The organism is Streptomyces sp. NPDC005281 (assembly GCF_040607495.1).
GTDB lineage: Bacteria > Actinomycetota > Actinomycetes > Streptomycetales > Streptomycetaceae > Streptomyces.
Window position 1 is genome coordinate 142,421 of the sequence record NZ_JBEXGX010000008.1, and the last position, 21,089, is coordinate 163,509.

Consider the following 21,089-nt stretch of genomic DNA (forward strand, 5'->3'; position numbering starts at 1 on the left):
TGTGGCAAACCACATTGTGGTACGTCCAACGCTTCCGCAGAGCGGGCGTGGGTGTCCGGCACCGTCGCCGCCCAGAGCGGGCAGCGCTGGGCACCCCATTCGGAGACGTGATCGCCCCTTCCCATCGGCACACCCCCGTGCCACCCGACCCACGACCCAGGACGAGGGGGCGCAGCATGGACGCATTCACCACAGGACTTCTGCAGCGCATAAGGACGACCGAGTCCGACCTGACGCTGGCCCGCGAAACAGGCGACGACTTCCTCGCGGAGGTCGAGCAGGCCGAGCTGGACGACCTGCACCGCCTCGCCGCGGAGCACGGTGTGGAGGTCGGCGCCACACGCGTCTGATCGGTACGCACGAGAGCGGGGCCCCGGTATCGATCCAGTACCGGGGCCCCGCTCCGTTGTCGTGCTCCGCCGTCCCCCGTCCCGGCCGGTCGTCCACCGTCGGCCGGTCCCTCGGAGGGGCCGTCAGTCGTGCCAGGCGCCGAAGTCCTCCAGGAGCCGCTGGAGCGGTTCGAAGACGCCCGGGGAGGCAGCCACAGCGAGATCGCCCGTGGGGCGCTCTCCGGGGCGTCCACCGGTCACCGCGCCCGCTTCCCGGGCGATCAGGTCCCCCGCCGCGAGGTCCCAGGGGTGCAGACCCCGCTCGTAGTAGCCGTCGAGGCGGCCGGCCGCGACGTCGCACAGGTCGACCGCCGCCGAGCCGGAGCGCCGGATGTCGCGCACCAGCGGGATCAGCCGCTGGGCCACGTCGGCCTGATGGGTCTTGACCGAGGTGACGTAGTTGAAGCCCGTCGAGACGAGCGCCTGGTCGAGCGGCGGGGACGGGCGACAGGCCAGCCGGCGTTCGCCGACCCAGGCGCCGGAGGCCCGGGCGCCCCGGCCGCGAACCGCGTGGTACGTCTCGCCGCGCATGGGTGCCGCCACGACGCCGACGACGGTCTCGCCGTCCTTCTGGGCCGCGATGGACACGGCCCAGGTCGGCAGTCCGTACAGGTAGTTGACGGTGCCGTCGAGCGGGTCGACGATCCAGCGGACGCCGCTGGTGCCCTCGCTCGCTGCGCCCTCCTCACCGAGGAGTCCGTCGTCGGGCCGGTGTTCGGCGATCAGTGAGGTGATCAGCTTCTCGGCGGCGATGTCCATCTCGGTGACGACGTCGATCGGGCTGGACTTGGTGGCGGCCACCGCGAGGTCCGCCGGGCGGCCGTCGCGCAGCAGCTCGCCCGCGCGGCGGGCGGCCTCGTGCGCGAGCTGGAGGAGTTCGGTGTGCAGGGGCTCGGTCACGTGACTCCTCATGCGAAGGGGCTGTCGGCGCCCGCGGCGGCGGGCTTGGGCGTGCGGGCCGGACAGCAGCCCACCGGGCACAGGTCGTGACTCGCGCCCAGCGCTCCCAGGGCACACCGTGTCACCTGGCGGCCGCTCTCGACCGCGGCGCGCTCCAGCACCAGGTCACGGACCGCCGCGGCGAACCGGGGATCGGAGCCCACCGTGGCCGAACGGCGCACGGGCAGCTCCAGCTCCCCCGCCTTCGCCCGCGCCTCGGTGTCCAGGTCGTACAGGACCTCCATGTGGTCCGAGACGAACCCGATCGGCACCATCACCGCGGCCGGGGCCCCCGCCCCGTGCAGCTCCTCCAGGTGATCGCAGATGTCGGGCTCCAGCCACGGGATGTGCGGGGCCCCGGAGCGCGACTGGTACACGAGCCGCCACGGGTGGTCGGTCCCGGTCTTCTCGCGCACCGCCTCCGCGATGAGCCGGGCCACGTCCAGATGCTGCCTGACGTACGCGCCACCGTCGCCGTGCCCCTCGGCCGGACCGGAGGTGTCCGCCGCGGCGACCGGGATCGAATGGGTGGTGAACACCAGGTGCGCGCCCGCCCGGACGTCCTCGGGCAGCTCGGCGAGCGATCCGAGGACGCTCTCGGTCATGGGCTCCACGAACCCGGGGTGGTTGAAGTAGTGCCGCAGCTTGTCGACCCTCGGCGGCTCCAGCCCCTCCCCCTCCAGAACGGCCAGGGCTCCCGCCAGATCCTCGCGGTACTGCCGGCAGCCCGAGTACGAGGCGTACGCGCTGGTGGCCAGCACCAGGATCCTGCGCCGCCCGTCGGCGGCCATCTCGCGCAGCGTGTCGGTCAGGTACGGCGCCCAGTTCCGGTTGCCCCAGTAGACCGGCAGATCCAGACCGTGCCCGGCGAAGTCCTTGCGCAGCGCGTCGAGCAGCGCGCGGTTCTGGTCGTTGATCGGGCTGATCCCGTCGAACAGGAAGTAGTGCTGCCCGACCTCCTTGAGCCGTTCCTTGGGGATGCCCCTGCCCCGCGTCACGTTCTCCAGGAACGGAACCACTTCGTCCGGGCCCTCCGGACCGCCGAACGAGAGCAGGAGCAGGGCGTCGTAGGGGCTGGCATCGAGCGCTTCTGGCATGGGTCCGATCCTGCCACCCGCCACCGACAGGCAAGAACCGGCAGGGTGACGGGCCGGCGACGGCGGCGGGGCGCACGGCGGCCGGGCGCCGGGACGGCCCGCGCGGAGGCCGACCGGACGAGCACCTCGCGGACGCCGAGCGGAAACAGCCGGACAGACACCCCGCGGACGCCGACCGGACGAGCACCCTCGCGGACGCCGAACGCACAAACGGCCGGACGGGCACCTCGCGGACGTCGACGGGACAAACAGCCGGAGGGCACGAGGGGCTGTATTAGGCTTACCTAACCAGTAAGCTGTATCGGCCAGCTTCACGCCTTACGAAGTTCGGGCCGCCCGAGGCGACCGGGAGGGCCGAGCCGAGCCGACGGAGACCTTGTGCCCAGCCCGTACCGCGCCCTGTTCACCGCCCCCGGCTCCACGAGCTTCTCCGCCGCGGGCCTGCTCGGCCGGATGCCGCTGTCCATGATGGGCATCGGCGTCGTCACGATGATCTCCCAGCTGACCGGGCGCTACGGCCTCGCGGGCGCCCTCTCGGCGACCATGGCGCTGGCGGCTGCGGCGATGGGCCCGCAGGTCTCGCGAATGGTGGACCGGCACGGTCAGCGGCGGGTCCTGCGTCCGGTGACGCTGTTCGCGCTCGCGGCGGCCGGGGGGCTGCTGGCCGCCGCGCACTTCGGGTGGCCGGACTGGGTCCTGTTCGCGTGCGCGGCCGGCATCGGCTGCGTCCCGAGCATCGGCGCGATGATCCGGGCCCGCTGGGCGGCCCTCTACGGAGGCACCCCGCAACTGCACACCGCGTACTCCCTGGAGTCCGTGGTGGACGAGATCTGCTTCATCTTCGGACCGATCATCTCCATCGGCCTGTCCACGGTGTGGTTCCCGGAGGCCGGCCCACTGCTCGCCGCCTGCTTCCTGGCGGCCGGGGTCTTCTGGCTGACCTCGCAGCGCGCCACCGAGCCCCAGCCGCATCCGCGCGGACTGCACAGCGGCGGCTCGGCGCTCCGCTCGGCCGGGCTCCAGGTCCTCGTCGCCACGTTCGTGGCGACCGGGGCGATCTTCGGAGCCGTGGACGTGGTGACCGTCGCCTTCGCCGACGAACAGGGCCACAAGGGCGCCGCGAGCATCGTCCTGGCGCTCTACGCGGCGGGCTCCTGCCTCGCTGGGGCGGTCTTCGGACTGCTGCACTTCAAGGGGGCGGCGGAAGGCAGGTGGCTGCTGGGCATATGCGCGATGGCCGTGAGTATGATCCCCCTCCTACTGGTCGGAAACTTGCCGTTCCTGGCCGTGGCGCTTTTCGTTGCGGGCCTGTCCATCGCTCCCACGATGATCACGACGATGTCCCTCATCGAGCAGCACGTACCTCGCGCGAAACTGACCGAAGGCATGACCTGGGTGAGCACAGGGCTCGCCGTCGGGGTCGCGCTCGGTTCCTCCGTGGCCGGCTGGGTGATCGACTCCGCCGGCGCGAAAGCCGGGTACGGGGTTCCGGCGGTGTCCGGGGCCGTCGCGGTCGCGGTCGGTTTCCTCGGGTACCGCCGGCTCAGCAGGCCGGTTCTTCGGCGGGGAGGGTCGCATGAGCACCACAGCGAGCGAGAAGAACGGCACGTGGCGTAACTGGGCGGGAAACGTCACCGCCCTTCCCGCACGGGAGGTCACCCCTGCCTCGGTCGACGAACTGTCCGCCGCCGTGCGGAAGGCCGCCGAGGACGGTCTGACGGTGAAGGCCGTCGGCACCGGGCACTCCTTCACGGCCGCTGCCGCGACCGACGGTGTATTGATCCGCCCTCAACTGTTGACCGGGATCCGCAAGATCGACCGCACGGCCATGACCGTCACGGTCGAGGCGGGCACTCCGCTCAAGAGGCTCAACATGGCCCTCGCACGCGAGGGTCTGTCGCTCACCAACATGGGCGACATCATGGAACAGACGGTCTCGGGGGCGACCAGCACCGGAACGCACGGCACCGGGCGGGACTCGGCCTCGATCGCCGCCCAGATCAAGGGCCTGGAACTGGTGACGGCCGACGGCTCGGTGCTGGCCTGCTCCGAGACCGAGAACCCGGAGATCTTCGCGTCGGCCCGCATAGGCATCGGCGCCCTGGGGATCATCACCGCGATCACCTTCGCCGTGGAGCCCGTCTTCCTGCTCGCGGCCCGCGAGGAGCCGATGACCTTCGACAAGGTCACCGCCGACTTCGAGGAACTCTTCACCGAGAACGAGCACTTCGAGTTCTACTGGTTCCCGCACACCGGCAACTGCAACACCAAGCGCAACAACCGCAGCGCGGGTCCCGAGAACCCGATGGGCCCCATCCGCGGCTGGATCGAGGACGAGTTCCTCTCCAACGGCGCCTTCCAGGTGGCCAACCTGCTCGGCCGGGCCGTTCCCGCGGCCATCCCCTCGATCGCCGGTTTCTCCAGCCGCGCGCTGTCCTCGCGGACCTACACCGACATCCCGTACAAGGTGTTCACCTCTCCGCGCCGCGTGCGTTTCGTGGAGATGGAGTACGCGGTGCCGCGCGAGGCCCTGGTCGAGACGCTGCGCGAGCTGAAGTCGATGGTCGACAACTCGACCCTGCGGGTGAGCTTCCCCGTGGAGGTGCGCACGGCGCCGGCCGACGACATCACCCTCTCCACGGCGTCCGGGCGGGAGAGCGCGTACATCGCCGTCCACATGTTCCGGGGCACCCCCTATCAGGCGTACTTCACGGCCGCCGAGCGGATCTTCACCGCGCACGAGGGCCGGCCGCACTGGGGCAAGGTGCACACCCGGGACGCGGAGTACTTCTCCAAGGTCTATCCGCGCTTCGGTGAGTTCACCGCGCTGCGGGACCGGCTCGATCCGGACCGGCGCTTTGCGAACGACTACTTGCGGAGGGTTCTGGGGTCGTAGCGGTCGCGCTGGGTCGGGGAGCCGGGGTGCCGTCCCCTGCTCCCGGTCCGGACGAGGCGCTGTACCCCGGGGCCGGCGCGGAGGCCGTGCCACCACCGTCGGCGCCGCCGTCGACAGAACCGCTCCCGTTGCCCGAACCGGTGCCGGCGGACGGCGTCGGCGCCTCCGAAGAGGCCGCCGGCGAGGACGGTGACGAACCGGTCGACGGTGTCGTACCCGACTCACGGTTCCCCGGGCCCGACGTGTGCCCCTTGAAGGCGTCGCCGACCGTCGTGCTCGTGCCGTCGCCGCTGAAGCTCTGCCCCGAGACCGTTTCGTACGTGGTGATTCCGGCCATCGTCACGCCGAAGACGAGAGCGGTCGCGACCAGAGGCCTCTTCCAGCTCCTGACCCGCGCGCGGTAGACGGTCCCTTCGGTGAACCCACCGGGGAGACCGGGCACCTGCCGGGGCTTCGGTTTCGGCGGCACCTTCACGTCACGGATCTGTTCACCCGTGCGCCTGAAGAAGTGCTGGAACAGCGTTCCTCCGCAGGTGGCGACGATGCTGACCAGCCCGGCGCCCAGGATCGTCCCGTAGACACCGAAGTAGGACGCGAGTTTCGCCGCGACCACCGCGGCGACCGCGCTCCCCGCCACCTGGGGGACGCTCAGGTCCAGCCGCCTCTTCCTCGGTTTTACGTCGACACCCGGCTGCTCGCCGCCGACATCCGGCTTCTCACGCATTCCCGGACCCTGCCTACCTTTCCCGTACTTGATCGACCGACCGCACGAGAAAGGGACGTACAGGCGAAACGATAAGTTCCGTTTCTGCCGATTACGTGAAGTGCGCCACGTTCCCGGACCGCCGAGAGGGCGCCGGGATCGGCCAACTAGCACCCCCCGCTAGAAGTTGAGCGGCGTGCCGATCCACGCAAGTGGCCCGAATGGAGTACTGTTGCGAGCCCTGGGTCCGGACTCCCGCCAGGGTGTCCGGGGCCTTGCAGGACCGCCGGGAGGGGGCTCGTTGCACAGGGTGATGGAGTTCGTCACTTAGCGTTGCAAAATAGGTACCGTGTCATAACGGCGACCCCGGGCCCGCGCCCGACACGCCGGGCAACTCGGCAAGGTTGTGGCAGGCTGCACCCGGGCAGGCCACACTCGACTAGCGGAAGCAGCGACGCACGTGACGTCGGCAGGCACCACCCGGGAGGTCCCCATGCCCGAACTGCGTGTCGTGGCCGTCTCTAACGACGGCACACGGCTGGTGCTGAAGGCTGCGGACAGTACGGAATACACGCTTCCGATTGACGAGCGGCTGCGCGCCGCCGTACGCGGCGACCGTCCCCGCCTCGGCCAGATCGAGATCGAGGTGGAGAGCCATCTCCGCCCCCGTGACATCCAGGCGCGTATACGTGCCGGTGCCTCCGCGGAGGAAGTCGCCCAGATGGCCGGCATCCCCGTCGATCGTGTACGCCGCTTCGAGGGGCCCGTGCTGGCCGAGCGCGCCTTCATGGCCGAGCGCGCCAGGAAGACTCCCGTCCGCCGCCCCGGCGAGAACGCCGGTCCCATGCTCGGTGAGGCCGTCCAGGAGCGGCTGCTGATCCGGGGTGCCGAGAAGGACACGGTTCAGTGGGACTCCTGGCGCCGCGACGACGGCACCTGGGAAGTCTTGCTGGTCTACCGCGTCGCGGGCGAACCGCACGCCGCGAGCTGGACCTACGACCCGCCCCGGCGGCTCGTCCAGGCCGTCGACGAGGAGGCGCGCTCGCTGATCGGCGAGTCCGACGACCTCTCGGCGCCCGAGCCGAGCTTCCCGTTCGTGCCGCGGATCGCCCGGCTGCCCCGCGACCGGCCGCTGGACCGTGCCCTGGACCGGCAGACGGAACGCCCGAGCCTGCCTCCGGCGCCCCCGGATCCGGCGGAAGAGGCCGAGGACCGGGACTCCCTGACCAGCCTTCTGGAAGCGGTGCCCAGCTTCCGGGGCGACATGGTGGTGCCCGAGCGGGCCGCCCCCGCCGAACGGCCCGCCGCCGAGGAGCCCGTCGCCGAGCCCGAGGAGGAGGAGCCCCCGGCTCCCGCCGCCTCGGCGGGTGCCGGTTCCGCGTACGCGGACGTGCTCATGCCCCGCTCGGTGGGCAGCCATCGCGACCGGCTCGTCGGCGCGACGGACCGCCAGGCCGAGGCCGACGGCGTCCGTCCGGGCCGCAGAGCGGCGGTCCCGAGCTGGGACGAGATCGTCTTCGGCACACGGCGCAAGAAGCAGGACTAGTCGGATCGACGTCGACGGGGCCCGCACCGATCCGGTGCGGGCCCCGCAGTCGCGCACGGCGTCACCCGGGCGGATGCTCCAGGCTCCACCACGCCGGCACCGCGGGCGTCACTGCGGATCGGGGCCCACCGCGACGGGGCGGTCTCCGTCCTGGGACCACTCCGACCACGAGCCCACGTACAGCGCCGCGGAAACGCCCGCCACGGCGAGCGCCAGCACCTCGTGCGCGCCCGAGACACCGGAGCCGCAGTAGACGCCGACCTCGGACGCCGGTGTCACCCCGAAGGACTTGAAGCGGTCGGCCAGTTCGGCCGGCGGCAGGAACCGTCCGTCCTCCGTGACGTTCTCGGCGGTGGGCGCCGATACGGCGCCCGGGATGTGACCGCCGACCGGATCGATCGGCTCGACCTCGCCCCGGTACCGCTCCCCCGCGCGGGCATCCAGCAGCAGCCCGGTGCGGGCGAGCGCGGCCGCCCCGTCCGCGTCCAGGAGCGGCCTGGCGCCCACCGTCGGTACGAACGTTCCGGGCGCCGGCGTCGCGAGCTCCGAAGAAACCGGTCCGCTCCAGGCGGCGAACCCTCCGTCAAGCACGCGTACCGACGGATGACCCGAATAGCCCAGCAGCCACCAGGCGCGCGCGGCGGCCCAGCCCTGCCCGCCGTCGTACACGACGACGTCACGATTGTCGGACACTCCCGCGGCCCGCATCGCCGCGCCGAAGACCTCGGGGCCGGGAAGCGGGTGCCGGCCCGCCGCACCGGCCCCACCAGCGAGTTCGGAATCCAGATCGACGAAGACGGCGCCGGGGATGTGGGCCTTGTCGTACTCGGAGCGCAGGTTGGGACCACCCAACTGCCAGCGGACGTCGAGGAGGACGGGCGGGTTCGGCCCCGCCAGGTCACTCGCGAGTTCGGGTGCCGTGATGATGGCGTTCATGGCTCCATCCTTGCGCACGGGGTGGCCGCTTCGTCCATGTCCGGCTACTGTGCTCCGCCGGGCAGGCCTGATCACCGGGCGTACGGGATCGGGCACATGCTGTACAACTGATGGCCACCACACGGCAGTCACTCCGCGACGGACGAGCGACGGCGGAACAGGGCGTCCTCCGTCCGTGCGCCGCCCGACGGCGGCGCGGGAGGGACACACGTACGACCGGTGGTGCGAACATCGGCACGGGGCGTGCACGGACGCGACTGAATACGCGTGTTCGCAGGCGGAAGGTGACCGGCCACCGCGAGGGGCCGAGAAGAGAGTGACGATGACCGAGGCACGGGAATCGGCCGGCCCGAACGGCACCACGCACGCTCGGCCCACACCCGGGACACCCTGCTGGGTGAGCCTGATGGCGCATGAGACGGCCGCGACCCAGGATTTCTACGGAGCGCTGTTCGGCTGGGAGTTCCAGCCGGGCCCTCCGCAGCTCGGCCCCTACGCGCGGGCGCTGCTCGACGGCCAGGAGGTGGCCGGGATCGGCCACTTGCCGCCCGACCGCCTCCTTCCGATCGCCTGGACGCCCTACTTCGCCTCGGCCGACGTGGATCACACCGCCGAGACCGTACGGCACAGCGGCGGAACCGTGGGCGTGGGCCCGCTGGACGCCGCCGAGGCCGGTCGCCTGGCGATCGCCTCCGACCCGTCGGGCGCCGTCTTCGGCATCTGGCAGGGGGTGGGCCAACACGGCACGGAGATCACCGGAGTACCGGGCACCCCGGCGTGGAACGAACTCGTGACGCGCGACACCGAGAGCGTCGTCAAGTTCTACAAGGGGGTCTTCGGCTACGAACTGGAGGCGGCCGGCCCGGCCGAGTTCGACTACGTGACCCTGCACATCGACGGACGGCCGGTGGCCGGCGTCCACGGCGTCGGAGACGCCCTGCCGCGCGACCGGGGCCCGCACTGGCTGACGTACTTCGAAGCCGCCGAACTGGACGACACCGTCAGCCTGGTCGAGGAACTCGGCGGGCACCTCCTGCGGGCGGCCCACGACTCCCCGCACGGCCGCGTGGCGACGGTGGCCGATCCGGAGGGCGCGGTCTTCTCCCTGATCCATGCCGCCACCTGACTCGGCGGCTCTCCAGGGGGCAGTGCTCCGGAAACGGTGCTCCGGGACGGGACTCAGACCGAAGCGATCGGCAGGACGTCGGGGGACAGGGCGCTCGCGCGGGCCGTGGCGGCCGTCATACGGCGCCGGTGATGCCGGCGGCACAGGACCTCGTAGCCGATGCTCTCGAGCTGGTTGACGTCGCCGACGACGACCTGGGCACCCTCGACGACCATCTCGCCGCCCACGGTGCGGGCGTTGTGCGTGGCGCGGGCACCGCACCAGCACAGGGCCTCGACCTGGAGGACCTCGACCCGGTCGGCCAGTTCGACGAGACGCTGGGAGCCCGGGAAGAGCTTGGACCGGAAGTCGGTGGTGATCCCGAAGGCGAAGACGTCGACGTCCAGGTCGTCCACCACGCGCGCCAGCTGGTCGATCTGCGCGGGGGCCAGGAACTGCGCCTCGTCCGCGATCACGTAGTCCGCCCGGCCGCCCTGCGAGAGGTGGTCGACCAGATAGGCGTACAGGTCCTGCTCGTCCGCCACCTCGACGGCGTCGGTGACCAGGCCGAGGCGCGAGGAGAGCTTGCCCTCGCCGGCCCGGTCGTCCCGCGTGAAGATCATGCCCTGCAGACCCCGCGCCGAGCGGTTGTGCTCGATCTGGAGAGCCAGCGTGGACTTCCCGCAGTCCATCGTTCCGGAGAAGAACACCAGCTCGGGCATGGGTGGTTGAGCACCTTTCGGCAGCGGGGGAAGGAAGGAGGGGGCGGGCGTCAGGAGCGTACCTGGAGGAGCGGCACCAACTGCTCGGCCGGGGTCATCGAGCCGTGGTTGCCGACCATCAGGGACTCCTTCGGCTCCCGCTCGGACGCGGTGATCAGGACGTCGTCCCGGGCGGCGGCGATGACGTCGCCCAGCCGGGCGTACACCCGCTCGTCGACCTGCGGGCCGAACCAGCCCGCGTCGATCGCCTCGTCACGGGAGGCGACCCAGAACTGCTCGCCGAGGACCTCGCGCCAGCAGGTCAGCACGTCCGTCTCGGCGCCCTGGACCGCGTACACATGGCGGGCGCGGCCCTCTCCGCCCAGCAGGGCGACCCCGGCGCGCAGCTCCCAGTCCTCGTCGAAGTCGATGCGGTGCTGCTCGTCGAACGGGATGTCGATCATGCCGTGGTCGGCGGTGACATACAGCGCCGAGCCCGGTGGCAGCTGCTCCGCCAGCCGCTGGACCAGCCGGTCGACGTACATGAGCTGGCCCCGCCAGGGGTCGGAGTCGATGCCGAAGCGGTGGCCCTTGCCGTCCACCTCCGCGTAGTACGTGTAGACCAAGGAGCGGTCACCGGCGGCCAGTTGCTCGGCGGCGAGGTCCATGCGCTCCTCGCCCGACAGCCTGCCGTGGAACGTCCCGCCGCTGAGCGCGATCTTCGTCAGCGGGGTGTTCTGGAAGGTCGGCGAGGAGACCTGCGCAGTGTGCACACCGGCCGCGTCGGCCAGCTGGAAGATCGTGGGGTAGGGCTGCCAGGCACGCGGCTCGGTCCACGGGTTCCAGCGGAGCTGGTTCATCAGCTCGCCGGTGGCGGGGTTCCGCGCGGTGTAGCCGGGCAGGCCGTGGGCGCCCGGGGGCAGTCCGGTGCCCACGGAGGCGAGGGAGGTCGCGGTGGTGGCCGGGTAGCCGGCGGTGATCGGACGTCCGGTGCCACCGCGCGAGGACGCCAGGAGCGACGTCATGAAGGGTGCCTCGTCCGGGTGGGCCCTGAGCTGCTCCCAGCCGAGGCCGTCGATCAGGAACACACAGTTCCGGTCGGCCGCTGTCAGCTCGGGTATGGCGGCGGTCACGCCGGGCACGGACATACCGGCGGCGAGGGTGGGCAGCAGATCGGCCAGCGAACCGGCGCCGTACTCGGGGACGGGCGCGGAGTCGATGGCGAGCGGTTCCGGGTGGTCCCAGGTGGGCAGGGCCATCAGCGGGCGACGTCCGCGGTCGCTTCGGAAAGGGACTGCGCGAAGACGAGGGCCTGGCGGACGGTCTCCGGACCGTCCCCGGCCTCGCTGACCCGCAGGCTCAGGTCGTCCGCCGTCGAGCTGCCGGTGTAGCCGTGATCGGCGTCGCAGTTGGGGTCACCGCAGGCGGCCGGCTCCAGGTCGATACGGGAGACGGCGCCCCAGCCGATGGTCAGCACCACTTCGCGGGGCAGCGTGCCGGGCGTGTACGACTCGGGGTTCGCGACGACGCGGCTGACGACGACCGAGGAGATGCGGCCGAGCTTGACCGATTCCGTCGAGGTCGTGGCGTAGGGCGTCGGGGAGGTGGTGTCCGCGTTCTGCTCGTCGGTGTGGCTCACGATGAAGCGGTTGCCGGTGAGGACGAGCACGGTGACGTGCCGCCGCACCTCGTTCGCGTCGAACGTCGTCTCCTGGTGGACCAGGTACGACCGGATGGTGTCGCCGCCGATCGCGGCCTCCACCGCCTCGGCCACGAGGGCCGGGTAGTAGCCGCTGCGCTCGATCGCCGCTCGCAGCCCCTGGGTCGTCGTACTGGTCTTGGCCATGACGTCCATCCTACGGGGGCCCACTGACTGCGAGGCACCGCTCGCGTGGGTCTGTCGTGGACGGATCAGACCGAAACGCGCGGGGTGCCCGGCGCGGCGCGGGCGTGGCGGACGTCCGTGCGGGGCCTCCGGCGGGACGGATCCAGGGCGAGCGGCGGGACGGGATCCCGCCCGTCCCACGGACACCCGCTTCCAGCGTCCTGGGCGTCCCGGCCTCTCGGCGTCCCGGCCTCTCGGCGGCTCGGCGGCTCGGCGGCTCGGCGGCTCGGCGGCTCGGCGGCTCGGCGGCTCGGCGGCTCGGCGGCTCGGCGCGACTGTGGTGATCATCGTGCCCCGGACCACCACGGTGACCCGGCCCGGCGCTCAGACGACGGGCAGGGTCCGGGGGCCGAGGTCGTCCCGGAGCGGCGCGCGGGCCAGCCGTACCGTGGCGCCGAGGACACTCACGCCGGTCGGGGCGACCACCACCGGCTCCAGGGAGACGGCGACGACCTCCGGGTGGTCGTCGACCAGCCGGGAGACGCGCAGCATGAGCTCTTCGAGGGCCGCCGTGTCGACCGGGGCGGAACCCCGCCAGCCGAACAGGAGCGGCGCCGTCCTGATCGACCGGACCAGGGAGGCCGCGTCCCGGTCGGTGACCGGGATCAGCCGGTGCGCGGTGTCCCCGAGCAGTTCGGAGGCGGCTCCCGAGAGCCCGAAGGAGAGCACCGCCCCGGCCGCCGGGTCGATCACCGCGTGGACGACCGTGTCGACGCCGCGCGGCGCCATCCCCTGCACGACAGGGCGCAGCACGGTCGGCGGCCCGAACAGCTCGGTCAGCTCCGCGTACGCCCGGCGCAGTTGCTCCTCGTCCGCCACGTCCAGGCGTACTCCGCCGAGGTCGGCGCGGTGCCGAAGGTGCGGGGCGGTGGTCTTGAGGGCGACGGGGTATCCGATGGTCCGCGCGGCCGCGACGGCGTCGTCGGGGGTGGGCGCGGGCAGAGCGCGGTGAACGTCGATGCCGTATCGCCCGAGGAGCGCCGCCGTCTGCTCGCCTCCCAGGGTCAGTCCCTCCCCGCGCGCGAGGAGGTCGTCGATCAGCCGGGCCGCCGACTTCTCGTCGATGTCCTCGTACTCGGGCACCTTGCCGGGCTCCCCTGCGTCCAGGCGCCACTGGGCGTACTTGACGGCTTCGGCCAGGGCGCGGACGGCGCGTTCGGCGGCGGGGTAGGCGGGGATGAGCCGGGAGTCCGGCGGGGATTCGGCCCTCGGCGCCGCGGGTGACAGGTCCGAGGGGTGGAAGCGGGCGCCGGGGGCGGCGCCCGGCGCTGTTTCGGGGGCCTGCGGTGCGGTGCTCACGGCGGCGGACAGGGCTTCGGCGAGTCCGCCCAGTTCGACGTGCACCACGAGGACGGGCTTCGCCGGAGCCTCCAGGGCGGAGGACCGCAGCGCCTCGGCGAGTGCAGCGTCGGCGGCCGAGGTCTCCCCCACCGCCGGTATCGCCGTCACGACGACGGCGTCGCAGCCGTCGTCGGCGAGTGCCGCCGACAGGGCCCGGTGGAAGTCCTCCGCCGAGGCGGCCGTGGTCAGGTCCCGCGGCGGCAGCGGCCTGAGCCCTTCCGCGAGGCACGCGTCGTACGTCAGCAGCCCGAGCGACTCGGAGTTCCCGAGGATCGCGACGCGGGGTCCCCGGGGAAGCGGCTGGCGGGCCAGCAGGAGGCCCGCGTCGACGAGTTCGGTGATCGTGTCCACGCGGATCACTCCGGCCTGGCGCAGCAGCGCGGACACGGTGGCGTGTGGCAGCCGGGTGGCCCGTATGGCGTGGCCTTGGGGAGCGGCCCCGCCGTGTCGCGCCCCCTGGACCACGACCAGCGGCTTGGCTGCCGCCGTCCGCCGCGCGATGCGGGTGAACTTGCGCGGGTTGCCGATGGATTCGAGGTACATCAGGGCGACGTCGGTGTCCGGGTCGTCGTACCAGTACTGCAGGACGTCGTTGCCGGAGACGTCCGCCCGGTTCCCGGTGGAGACGAAGGTCGAGACTCCGGTCACACCTGTGACGCCGCCGCCGCGACGCTCCAGCCGGGACAGCAGGGCGATGCCGATGGCGCCGGACTGCGCGAACAGGCCGATGCGTCCGGGGCGGGGCGGGTGCGGGGCGAGCGAGGCGTTCAGACGCACGTCGGGCGACGTGTTGATGACTCCGAAGGCGTTGGGCCCGATGATGCGCATCCCGTACGTGCGCGCGTGACGTACGAGTTCACGCTGGCGCTCGCGCCCCTCGGAGCCGCTCTCGGCATAGCCGGCGGAGACCACCACCAGCCCCTGCACGCCGTGTTCGCCGCATTCCGTCACGACCGCGGGGACGTTCTCGGCGGGCACGGCGACGACGGCGAGGTCCACGGGCTCGGCGATGTCCCTGATGGAGCGGTGGGCCGGGACTCCGTCGAGTTCCTTGTCCTGGAGTGCCGCGTTCACGGCGTACAGCCGTCCGGTGAACCCTGCTTCCCGGAGGTTGTCGAGGACGCTGCGGCCGACCCCGCCGGGTGTGCGCCCGGCGCCGATGACGGCGACGGAACCGGGAGCAAGCAGTCGCTGTACCGAGCGGGCCTCGGCACGCTGCTCACGCGCGCGCTGCACGGCGAGGGAGCGGTCGGTGGGTTCGAGGTCGAACTCCAGGCGGACGACGCCGTCCTCGAAGCTGCGCTTCTGGGTGTATCCGGCGTCCGTGAACACCTTGATCATCTTGTTGTTGGCGGGCAGCACCTCGGCGGCGAAGCGGCGGATGGCGCGCTCGCGGGCCACCGCGGCGATGTGTTCGAGCAGCGCGGAGGCGACGCCGCGGCCCTGGTGGGCGTCCTGGACGAGGAAGGCGACCTCGGCCTCGTCGGCGGGCGCGGAGGCGGGCATGCCGTCCGCGTTGATCCGGTCGTAGCGGACGGTGGCGATGAACTCGCCGCCCACCGTGGCCGCGAGGCCCACCCGGTCCACGAAGTCGTGGTGGGTGAAGCGGCGGACGTCCTTGGCGGACAGCCGCGGATAGGGCGCGAAGAAGCGGTAGTACTTCGACTCGTCCGACACCTGCTCGTAGAAGCTGACCAGTCGTTCGGCGTCGTCCACGGTGATGGGCCTGATGCGCGCGGTGCCGCCGTCGCGCAGCACCACGTCGGCCTCCCAGTGGGCTGGGTACTCGTGCCGGTCCGACGAGGTCTGCATGGGGCCCAGAGTACGGCTCGCGTACGACAACGGCGCGAGGCAGTCTGAGGGTGACGGGCGTCGGAACGGGCGTTTGACCGACACCGCGGCAGGGCGGGACCCGGGACCGTCCGGGCATGCCTCACGATATGGAACACTGGTCTAGACAACCCTGAACACCCGAAGGGCAGCATCACATGGCTGAGCGCCGCGTCAACGTCGGCTGGACCGAGGGCCTCCACGCCCGCCCCGCCTCCATCTTCGTCCGGGCGGCCACGGCCTCCGGCGTCCCCCTGACGATCGCCAAGGCCGGTGGAGACCCCGTCAACGCGGCCTCCATGCTCGCGGTCCTCGGCCTCGGCGCCCAGGGCGGCGAGGAGATCGTCCTCTCGTCGGACTCCGAGGGCGCGGAGGCCGCTCTCGACCGTCTGGCGAGGCTGGTCGCCGAGGGGCTCGACGAGCTCCCCGAGACCGTCTGAGCCGCCCACAAGGCATCAGGACGCATGCGGCTGAGCCGCGCCCCCTCTCCGGGTGGCGCGGCTCAGCCGTTTCCGTACCCCGCTCGGCGATTCCCCCGGGTGCCCCGCCGGGCCCCTCGCGGCGCGGGTACGAGAATGTCGTGTGCCGGAATTCCGGAGACAGGAAGGAATCCGGACACACAAATAAAAGGGCACCGAAATTGAGCCCCGCAAATTATCTCTCTTTGTATACGGCGTCCGTGTTAATGACGCAGGCCCATCATGTTTACGGGATGTTGCGAACTTCTCACACGGTCCGGCCGTTCGCCGCCGGGAAATCGGAGCCGGTGCGCGGTCGTGGCACGCTCGGCGTGCAGGGCCGTGATCGCGCGGGCCCGCTCGCTGTCGCCGCGGGCCACCGCGTCCACGATGCCGCCGTGCTCCGCCCAGGACTCCGCGGGATCGGCCGGCGCCTCCACCGAGTACATCCAGGCGATCTTGTGGCGCAGCTGGGCGAGCGCGGAGGTCAGGGCGGAACTGCCGGACGCCTGCGCGAGCGTTTCGTGGAACCAGCCGCCCAGCGAGCGCAGATCCTCGCTGTGGCCTCGCCTGGAACGCTCCTGCCCCAGCCTGACCAGGCCGCGCAGCACCTTGAGATGGGCCTCCGTGCGCCGCTGCGCGGCCCTCGCGGCGCCCAGCGGCTCCAGCAGCATGCGCATCTCCAGGAGGTCCGCCGCCTCCTGCTCGGTGGGCTCCGCGACACACGCGCCCGCGTGCCGGCGGGTGACCACGAAGCCCTCGGCCTCGAGCGTGCGCAGAGCCTCGCGCACGGGGACGCGCGAGACGCCGTACCGCCGCGCCAGCAGTTCCTCGGTGAGCCGGCCGCCGCGCTCGTAGACACCCGCGACGATGTCGTCACGGATCGCCGTGCACACCGAGTGCGCCGGAATACGCATGACCGACCTCCGCTTTAATCCCCGTGAAACGCCGTCCATTGACGCTTCTTCAGTGACTCTATTGCAGGAAGCCTGAATTTCCGATGGCAGGCCGGAATCCATGGATATTTTTTGGACAGACGGCCGCGGAAACGATGATGCCCCGGCTCGGTGAGCCGGGGCATCGAAAGCGGTGAAGAAGCCGCGAAGCGGTCGTCAGACGTTGACGCCGTGCGAGCGCAGGTACGCGACCGGGTCGATGTCCGAGCCGTACTCCGCGGTCGTACGGGCCTCGAAGTGGAGGTGCGGTCCCGTGGTGTTGCCGGTGTCCCCGGAGAGGCCGATCTGCTGCCCAGGGGTGACTGTCTGCCCCACGGACACCCCGATGGACGACAGGTGGCCGTACATGGTGTACGTGCCGTCGTGCATCTTGATCACGACTTGATTGCCGTAGGCGCCGCCCCAGCCGGCCGTGACGACCGTGCCGGCGCCGACGACGTGGACCGAGGTGCCGGACGCGGCGTGGAAGTCGACGCCGGTGTGGCTGCCGGAGGACCAGAGGCTGCTGCTGGCCTTGTAGCCGGTGGAGACGTACGAACCGGTGATCGGCATGACGAAGGTGTTCAGGCGCTTTCGCTCGGCCTCGCGGGCGGCGCGCTCCTTGGTCTCACGAAGCTTCGCGGCCTGCTCCGCGGCCTGCTTGCGCGCGGTCTGCTCGGCCTGCTTGCGCGCGGCGGCCTCGTCGGCGGCGCGCTGCTGCGCGAAGGCCTGGGCGTCGATCTGGTCGGCGACCGTGTCGTTGAGGGTGACGGCCTGGGTCAGCCCGGTCTGCTCGACGGAGGCTTCCGCGGCGAACGCGGGGGCGGCCAGGGTTCCGATCACGCCGGTGGTGGTGAGCGCCGCGACCCCGACGGCGGTCGTGGTGGTGCTGTGCACCCGGCTGCTCGTACGACGATGCTTGCCGGTGCCACAGGTGAACGCCATGTAGGGGCTGATCCTTTCCTTCCCTCTCGCCTACCGGGTTAGCTGACGGGTTCGGAGCAGGAAGGTCTCCTACGGACTCCCTCCGAAGAGGGCGTCCGATTCACCCCAGGGACTGCGTGGGTCCCCGGCTCCCCTGACTCGCGTCACGGGGACTCGGCGATGACTGTCCGGTGCCGCGGGCGCGGCGCACTGCATGACGAACAGCCGCCCCGACGCTAGACGGGGCCTCTTTCGAACAACAAACGGATCACGATTTTTGTAACGCATCCCACAGGGCAGAAGGGCAACCAGCATACGAATGCGGACATCTTGGGGGCTGTGGCGAAAAAGGGAGGGCCCTGACGGCTCCTCAGCCGTCAGGGCCCTCCCGGGGCGCACGGGTTCTACTCGGCGGCCACCACGGTGACTTCACCGATTCCGAGAGCCCTGACCGGCTCCGCGATCTGCGCCGCGTCGCCGACCAGGACGGTCACCAGACGGTCCGTCGGGAAGGCGCTCACGGCGGCCGCGGTGGCCTCCACCGTGCCGGTGGCGGCCAGTTGCCGGTAGAGCGTCGCCTGATAGTCGTCCGGCAGGTGCTGCTCGACCTGGTCGGCGAGTGTGCTCGCGACGGCCGCCGCCGTCTCGAACTTGAGGGGTGCGACACCCACCAGGTTCTGCACGGCGACGTCGCGCTCCTGGTCGGTCAGCCCCTCGGCGGCGAGGGTGCGCAGCACCTTCCACAGGTCGTCGAGCGCCGGACCGGTGTTGGGGGTGTCGATCGAGCCGCTGATGGCGAGCATCGCGGCGCCCGTGCCGTCCGGCGCGGAGCGCAGGACCTGCCCGAACGCCCGCACGCCGTAGGTGTAGCCCTTCTCCTCGCGCAGGACGCGGTCGAGGCGCGAGGTGAGGGTCCCGCCGAGGCAGTACGTGCCGAGGACCTGGGCGGCCCACACACGGTCGTGCCGGTCGGCACCCACCCGGCCGATGAGCAGCTGCGTCTGGACGGCGCCGGGGCGGTCGACGACGATCACGCGGCCGGTGTCGTCGGCGCTCACCGGCGGCACGGGAAGCGGTTCGGCGAACGAGCCCGTCCAGGAGCCGAGCGTGTCGGCGAGCAGCTCGTCGAGCTCGACATCGGTCAGGTCGCCGACGACGACGGCGGTGGCCGTGGCGGGGCGCACGTGCTTCTCGTAGAAGCCGCGTACGGCCGACGAGTCGATGTTCCGGACGGTCTCCTCGGTGCCCTGGCGCGGGCGTGCCATGCGCGCGCTCGCCGGGAACAGCTCCTTGGAGAGCTCCTTGGCCGCGCGACGGGCGGGATTGGCCGTCTCGTGCGGGATCTCGTCCAGCCGGTTGGTCACCAGCCGCTCGACCTCGCTGTCCGCGAACGCGGGGGCCCGCAGGGCGTCGGCGAGCAGGCCGAGGGCCTTGGCCAGGCGCGAGACGGGCACTTCGAGCGACAGGCGTACGCCGGGGTGGTCGGCGTGCGCGTCGAGCGTGGCGCCGCAGCGCTCCAGTTCGGCGGCGAAGTCCTCGGCCGAGTGCTTGTCGGTGCCCTCGGAGAAGGCGCGCGCCATGATCGTGGCGATGCCGTCCAGGCCCGCGGGCTCGGCGTCCAGCGGCGCGGCGAGGTTCACCTCGACGGCGACGACCTGCTGGCCGGGGCGGTGGCAGCGCAGCACGGTCAGACCGTTGTCCAGGGTGCCGCGCTCGGGGGCGGGGAACGCCCACGGCTTCGGCCGGCCCGCCTCGGGCTGCGGGTGGAAGTCCATGGTGGCGAGCTCGGTCACTTCGCCGCCTCCTCGTCGGTCTCGTCGGCGGAGTCAGCCGCGTCCGCGGCTTGGGCGGTGGTCGGCTCGTAGACGAGCACCGCGCGGTTGTCGGGGCGCAGGCGGGCCTTGGCGGCCTCCCGGACCTCATCAGCCGTGACGTCGAGGACGCGCTGCACGGCGGTCAGGGCGAGCTGCGGGTCACCGAACAGGACGGCGAACCGGCACAGTTCGTCGGCACGGCCGGCGACGGTGCCGAGCCGGTCGAGCCATTCGCGTTCCAACTGGGCCTGGGCGCGCTCCATTTCCCTGGCCGTGGGGCCCTCCTCGGCGAACCGGGCGAGCTCCTCGTCGACTGCGGCCTCGATGACCGGGACCTCGACGTCGCCGGACGTCTTCACGTCCAGCCACCCCAGGGAGGGCGCTCCGGCGAGCCGCAGCAGGCCGAACCCGGCCGCGACGGCGGTACGGTCACGGCGCACGAGCCGGTTGTAGAGCCGGGAGGACTCGCCGCCTCCGAGGACGGTGAGTGCCAGGTCGGCGGCGTCGCACGCGCGCGTGCCGTCCTCCGGGAGCCGGTAGGCGGCCATCAGCGCGCGTGCCGGGACGTCCTCCTCGACGACCTCGCGCAGCTGCTCGCCGATGATCTCGGGGAGCGAGCCGTCCCGCGGGGCGGGCTTGCCGTCGTGCCCGGGGATGGAGCCGAAGTACTTCTCGACCCAGGCGAGCGTCTGCTCCGGATCGATGTCGCCGACGACGGACAGGACCGCGTTGTTGGGCGCGTAGTTGGTGCGGAAGAACGCGCGGGCGTCCTCCAGGGTGGCCGCGTCCAGGTCCGCCATCGACCCGATCGGGGTGTGGTGGTACGGGTGGCCCTCGGGGTACGAGAGCGCGGTGAGCTTCTCGAAGGCGGTGCCGTAAGGGACGTTGTCGTAACGCTGGCGGCGCTCGTTCTTCACGACGTCGCGCTGGTTCTCCATGGACTCGTCGTCCAGCGCCTCCAGCAGCGACCCCATGCGGTCGGCCTCCAGCCAGAGGGCGAGCTCCAGCTGGTGGGTGGGCATGGTCTCGAAGTAGTTGGTGCGCTCGAAGCTCGTCGTGCCGTTGAGCGAGCCGCCGGCGCCCTGGACGAGTTCGAAGTGGCCGTTGCCGTGGACCTGCTTGGAGCCCTGGAACATCAGGTGCTCGAAAAGGTGGGCGAGTCCGGTCCGGCCCTTGACCTCGTGGCGTGAGCCGACGTCGTACCAGAGGCACACCGCGGCGACCGGGGTCAGATGGTCCTCGGAGAGCACCACGCGCAGGCCGTTGGCCAGGCGGTGCTCGGTCGCTGTCAGGCCGCCGGAGCCTGCCTCAGCTGTGGCCGTGTGACCCATGGGCATGTACGTCCCTTCGATCGCGGAACTGCGTCATTCCTGTCGGTCCTGCCACTGTATGCAAGCGCGCGGACGGCTGGCGCGGTTCCCGCGCCTCGTACGCCGAGAGCGAGACTCACGCGTGCCCCCGGCCCGCTTGGGGAAGCTCCTGCGGAAACGCCGCGAACGCGCTCGGGGCCCGCCGGGCACCGGGCCGCGGGGCTGTCCGGGAGGGGTCCCGGCGACGCCCGCGGAGCGCGCCGGAGGGGCGCTACGGACG

General features: G+C 71.7%; 18 protein-coding genes and 1 riboswitch. Of the genes, 6 read left to right on the forward strand and 12 right to left on the reverse strand.

Annotated elements, in window-relative coordinates; translation table 11 throughout:
• The first annotated feature begins 176 nt into the window (after nucleotides 1-176).
• Nucleotides 177-350 (forward strand): hypothetical protein, encoded by a 174-nt coding sequence (locus ABZV42_RS14020; RefSeq protein ID WP_355981050.1) that lies wholly within the window; start codon nucleotides 177-179, stop codon nucleotides 348-350.
• A 123-nt stretch (nucleotides 351-473) separates the two neighbouring features.
• Here ABZV42_RS14020 and ABZV42_RS14025 read toward each other — a convergent pair whose 3' ends face one another.
• The gene (locus ABZV42_RS14025) at nucleotides 474-1,289 is read right to left on the reverse strand and encodes an inositol monophosphatase family protein (protein WP_355981047.1); all 816 of its coding nucleotides are present in this window, start codon (nucleotides 1,287-1,289) and stop codon (nucleotides 474-476) included.
• Nucleotides 1,290-1,297: 8 nt separating this feature from the next.
• Entirely contained in the window at nucleotides 1,298-2,425 is a 1,128-nt protein-coding gene (locus tag ABZV42_RS14030) for a ferrochelatase (protein WP_356052039.1), read from the reverse strand.
• A 378-nt stretch (nucleotides 2,426-2,803) separates the two neighbouring features.
• Here ABZV42_RS14030 and ABZV42_RS14035 point away from each other — a divergent pair, with 378 nt between their 5' ends.
• Together ABZV42_RS14035 and ABZV42_RS14040 are read left to right on the forward strand one after the other, a co-directional pair.
• On the forward strand, nucleotides 2,804-4,042 hold the full coding sequence (locus tag ABZV42_RS14035) for an MFS transporter (protein ID WP_356052042.1): 1,239 nt from the start codon (nucleotides 2,804-2,806) through the stop codon (nucleotides 4,040-4,042).
• Nucleotides 4,002-5,321, forward strand: coding sequence for a D-arabinono-1,4-lactone oxidase (locus tag ABZV42_RS14040; RefSeq protein WP_356052044.1), 1,320 nt, complete (start codon nucleotides 4,002-4,004; stop codon nucleotides 5,319-5,321). Before ABZV42_RS14035 ends, ABZV42_RS14040 begins: the two co-directional genes overlap by 41 nt.
• Here the strand turns inward: ABZV42_RS14040 and ABZV42_RS14045 are convergent.
• Nucleotides 5,245-6,045: a hypothetical protein gene (locus ABZV42_RS14045; protein WP_356052046.1), complete on the reverse strand. Its 801-nt coding sequence runs from the start codon at nucleotides 6,043-6,045 to the stop codon at nucleotides 5,245-5,247. The genes ABZV42_RS14040 and ABZV42_RS14045 overlap by 77 nt on opposite strands.
• A gap of 472 nt (nucleotides 6,046-6,517) precedes the next feature.
• Between ABZV42_RS14045 and sepH the strand changes: the two genes are divergently transcribed.
• Nucleotides 6,518-7,570 carry a septation protein SepH gene (gene sepH / locus ABZV42_RS14050; RefSeq protein ID WP_355981035.1) on the forward strand — a complete coding sequence of 351 codons (1,053 nt, stop codon included), beginning with the start codon at nucleotides 6,518-6,520 and terminating at the stop codon, nucleotides 7,568-7,570.
• A gap of 108 nt (nucleotides 7,571-7,678) precedes the next feature.
• On the opposite strand, the gene ABZV42_RS14055 is transcribed toward sepH, so the two are convergent.
• Entirely contained in the window at nucleotides 7,679-8,506 is an 828-nt protein-coding gene (locus ABZV42_RS14055; protein WP_355981032.1) for a sulfurtransferase, read from the reverse strand.
• Between the two features lie 322 nt (nucleotides 8,507-8,828).
• On the opposite strand from ABZV42_RS14055, the gene ABZV42_RS14060 reads away from it, so the two are divergent.
• Nucleotides 8,829-9,632 carry a VOC family protein gene (locus ABZV42_RS14060; protein ID WP_355981029.1) on the forward strand — a complete coding sequence of 268 codons (804 nt, stop codon included), beginning with the start codon at nucleotides 8,829-8,831 and terminating at the stop codon, nucleotides 9,630-9,632.
• A 53-nt stretch (nucleotides 9,633-9,685) separates the two neighbouring features.
• Here the strand turns inward: ABZV42_RS14060 and ABZV42_RS14065 are convergent, their stop codons facing one another.
• The 4 genes from ABZV42_RS14065 to ABZV42_RS14080 all read right to left on the reverse strand — a co-directional run bounded on the left by ABZV42_RS14065 (nucleotide 9,686) and on the right by ABZV42_RS14080 (nucleotide 15,350).
• A complete protein-coding gene (locus ABZV42_RS14065; RefSeq protein WP_355981026.1) occupies nucleotides 9,686-10,333 on the reverse strand; it encodes a thymidine kinase in 648 nt (215 codons plus the stop codon).
• A gap of 50 nt (nucleotides 10,334-10,383) precedes the next feature.
• Entirely contained in the window at nucleotides 10,384-11,571 is a 1,188-nt protein-coding gene (locus ABZV42_RS14070; RefSeq protein ID WP_355981023.1) for a nucleotide pyrophosphatase/phosphodiesterase family protein, read from the reverse strand.
• Nucleotides 11,571-12,158: a DUF5998 family protein gene (locus ABZV42_RS14075; protein ID WP_355981021.1), complete on the reverse strand. Its 588-nt coding sequence runs from the start codon at nucleotides 12,156-12,158 to the stop codon at nucleotides 11,571-11,573. The genes ABZV42_RS14070 and ABZV42_RS14075 overlap by 1 nt, the downstream gene beginning before the upstream one ends.
• A 363-nt stretch (nucleotides 12,159-12,521) precedes the next feature.
• Nucleotides 12,522-15,350, reverse strand: a complete 2,829-nt coding sequence (locus ABZV42_RS14080) for a GNAT family N-acetyltransferase (protein ID WP_355981019.1) — start codon at nucleotides 15,348-15,350, stop codon at nucleotides 12,522-12,524.
• A 176-nt stretch (nucleotides 15,351-15,526) separates the two neighbouring features.
• Between ABZV42_RS14080 and ABZV42_RS14085 the strand changes: the two genes are divergently transcribed.
• A complete protein-coding gene (locus ABZV42_RS14085) occupies nucleotides 15,527-15,808 on the forward strand; it encodes an HPr family phosphocarrier protein (protein ID WP_355981017.1) in 282 nt (93 codons plus the stop codon).
• Between the two features lie 242 nt (nucleotides 15,809-16,050).
• Here ABZV42_RS14085 and ABZV42_RS14090 read toward each other — a convergent pair whose 3' ends face one another.
• The 4 genes from ABZV42_RS14090 to ABZV42_RS14105 form a co-directional block, all read right to left on the reverse strand.
• Nucleotides 16,051-16,743 carry a GntR family transcriptional regulator gene (locus ABZV42_RS14090; protein ID WP_356052049.1) on the reverse strand — a complete coding sequence of 231 codons (693 nt, stop codon included), beginning with the start codon at nucleotides 16,741-16,743 and terminating at the stop codon, nucleotides 16,051-16,053.
• A 195-nt stretch (nucleotides 16,744-16,938) separates the two neighbouring features.
• Nucleotides 16,939-17,706, reverse strand: a complete 768-nt coding sequence (locus ABZV42_RS14095; protein WP_356052051.1) for a peptidoglycan DD-metalloendopeptidase family protein — start codon at nucleotides 17,704-17,706, stop codon at nucleotides 16,939-16,941.
• A 12-nt stretch (nucleotides 17,707-17,718) separates the two neighbouring features.
• Nucleotides 17,719-17,875, reverse strand: a riboswitch (cyclic di-AMP (ydaO/yuaA leader).
• Nucleotides 17,876-18,089: 214 nt separating this feature from the next.
• The gene (locus tag ABZV42_RS14100) at nucleotides 18,090-19,478 is read right to left on the reverse strand and encodes a pitrilysin family protein (protein ID WP_355981009.1); all 1,389 of its coding nucleotides are present in this window, start codon (nucleotides 19,476-19,478) and stop codon (nucleotides 18,090-18,092) included.
• Nucleotides 19,475-20,836 carry a pitrilysin family protein gene (locus ABZV42_RS14105; RefSeq protein WP_355981007.1) on the reverse strand — a complete coding sequence of 454 codons (1,362 nt, stop codon included), beginning with the start codon at nucleotides 20,834-20,836 and terminating at the stop codon, nucleotides 19,475-19,477. The genes ABZV42_RS14100 and ABZV42_RS14105 overlap by 4 nt, the downstream gene beginning before the upstream one ends.
• Nucleotides 20,837-21,089 lie beyond the last annotated feature (253 nt).

Coding starts and splice junctions, on each gene's coding strand:
- ABZV42_RS14080 (WP_355981019.1), bottom strand. CDS start 15,350: ATGCAGACCTCGTCGGACCGGCACGAGTACCCAGCCCACTGGGAGGCC.
- ABZV42_RS14040 (WP_356052044.1), top strand. CDS start 4,002: ATGAGCACCACAGCGAGCGAGAAGAACGGCACGTGGCGTAACTGGGCG.
- ABZV42_RS14085 (WP_355981017.1), top strand. CDS start 15,527: ATGGCTGAGCGCCGCGTCAACGTCGGCTGGACCGAGGGCCTCCACGCC.
- ABZV42_RS14065 (WP_355981026.1), bottom strand. CDS start 10,333: ATGCCCGAGCTGGTGTTCTTCTCCGGAACGATGGACTGCGGGAAGTCC.
- ABZV42_RS14095 (WP_356052051.1), bottom strand. CDS start 17,706: ATGGCGTTCACCTGTGGCACCGGCAAGCATCGTCGTACGAGCAGCCGG.
- ABZV42_RS14105 (WP_355981007.1), bottom strand. CDS start 20,836: ATGCCCATGGGTCACACGGCCACAGCTGAGGCAGGCTCCGGCGGCCTG.
- ABZV42_RS14030 (WP_356052039.1), bottom strand. CDS start 2,425: ATGCCAGAAGCGCTCGATGCCAGCCCCTACGACGCCCTGCTCCTGCTC.
- ABZV42_RS14020 (WP_355981050.1), top strand. CDS start 177: ATGGACGCATTCACCACAGGACTTCTGCAGCGCATAAGGACGACCGAG.
- ABZV42_RS14075 (WP_355981021.1), bottom strand. CDS start 12,158: ATGGCCAAGACCAGTACGACGACCCAGGGGCTGCGAGCGGCGATCGAG.
- sepH (WP_355981035.1), top strand. CDS start 6,518: ATGCCCGAACTGCGTGTCGTGGCCGTCTCTAACGACGGCACACGGCTG.
- ABZV42_RS14055 (WP_355981032.1), bottom strand. CDS start 8,506: ATGAACGCCATCATCACGGCACCCGAACTCGCGAGTGACCTGGCGGGG.
- ABZV42_RS14090 (WP_356052049.1), bottom strand. CDS start 16,743: ATGCGTATTCCGGCGCACTCGGTGTGCACGGCGATCCGTGACGACATC.
- ABZV42_RS14070 (WP_355981023.1), bottom strand. CDS start 11,571: ATGGCCCTGCCCACCTGGGACCACCCGGAACCGCTCGCCATCGACTCC.
- ABZV42_RS14060 (WP_355981029.1), top strand. CDS start 8,829: ATGACCGAGGCACGGGAATCGGCCGGCCCGAACGGCACCACGCACGCT.
- ABZV42_RS14045 (WP_356052046.1), bottom strand. CDS start 6,045: ATGCGTGAGAAGCCGGATGTCGGCGGCGAGCAGCCGGGTGTCGACGTA.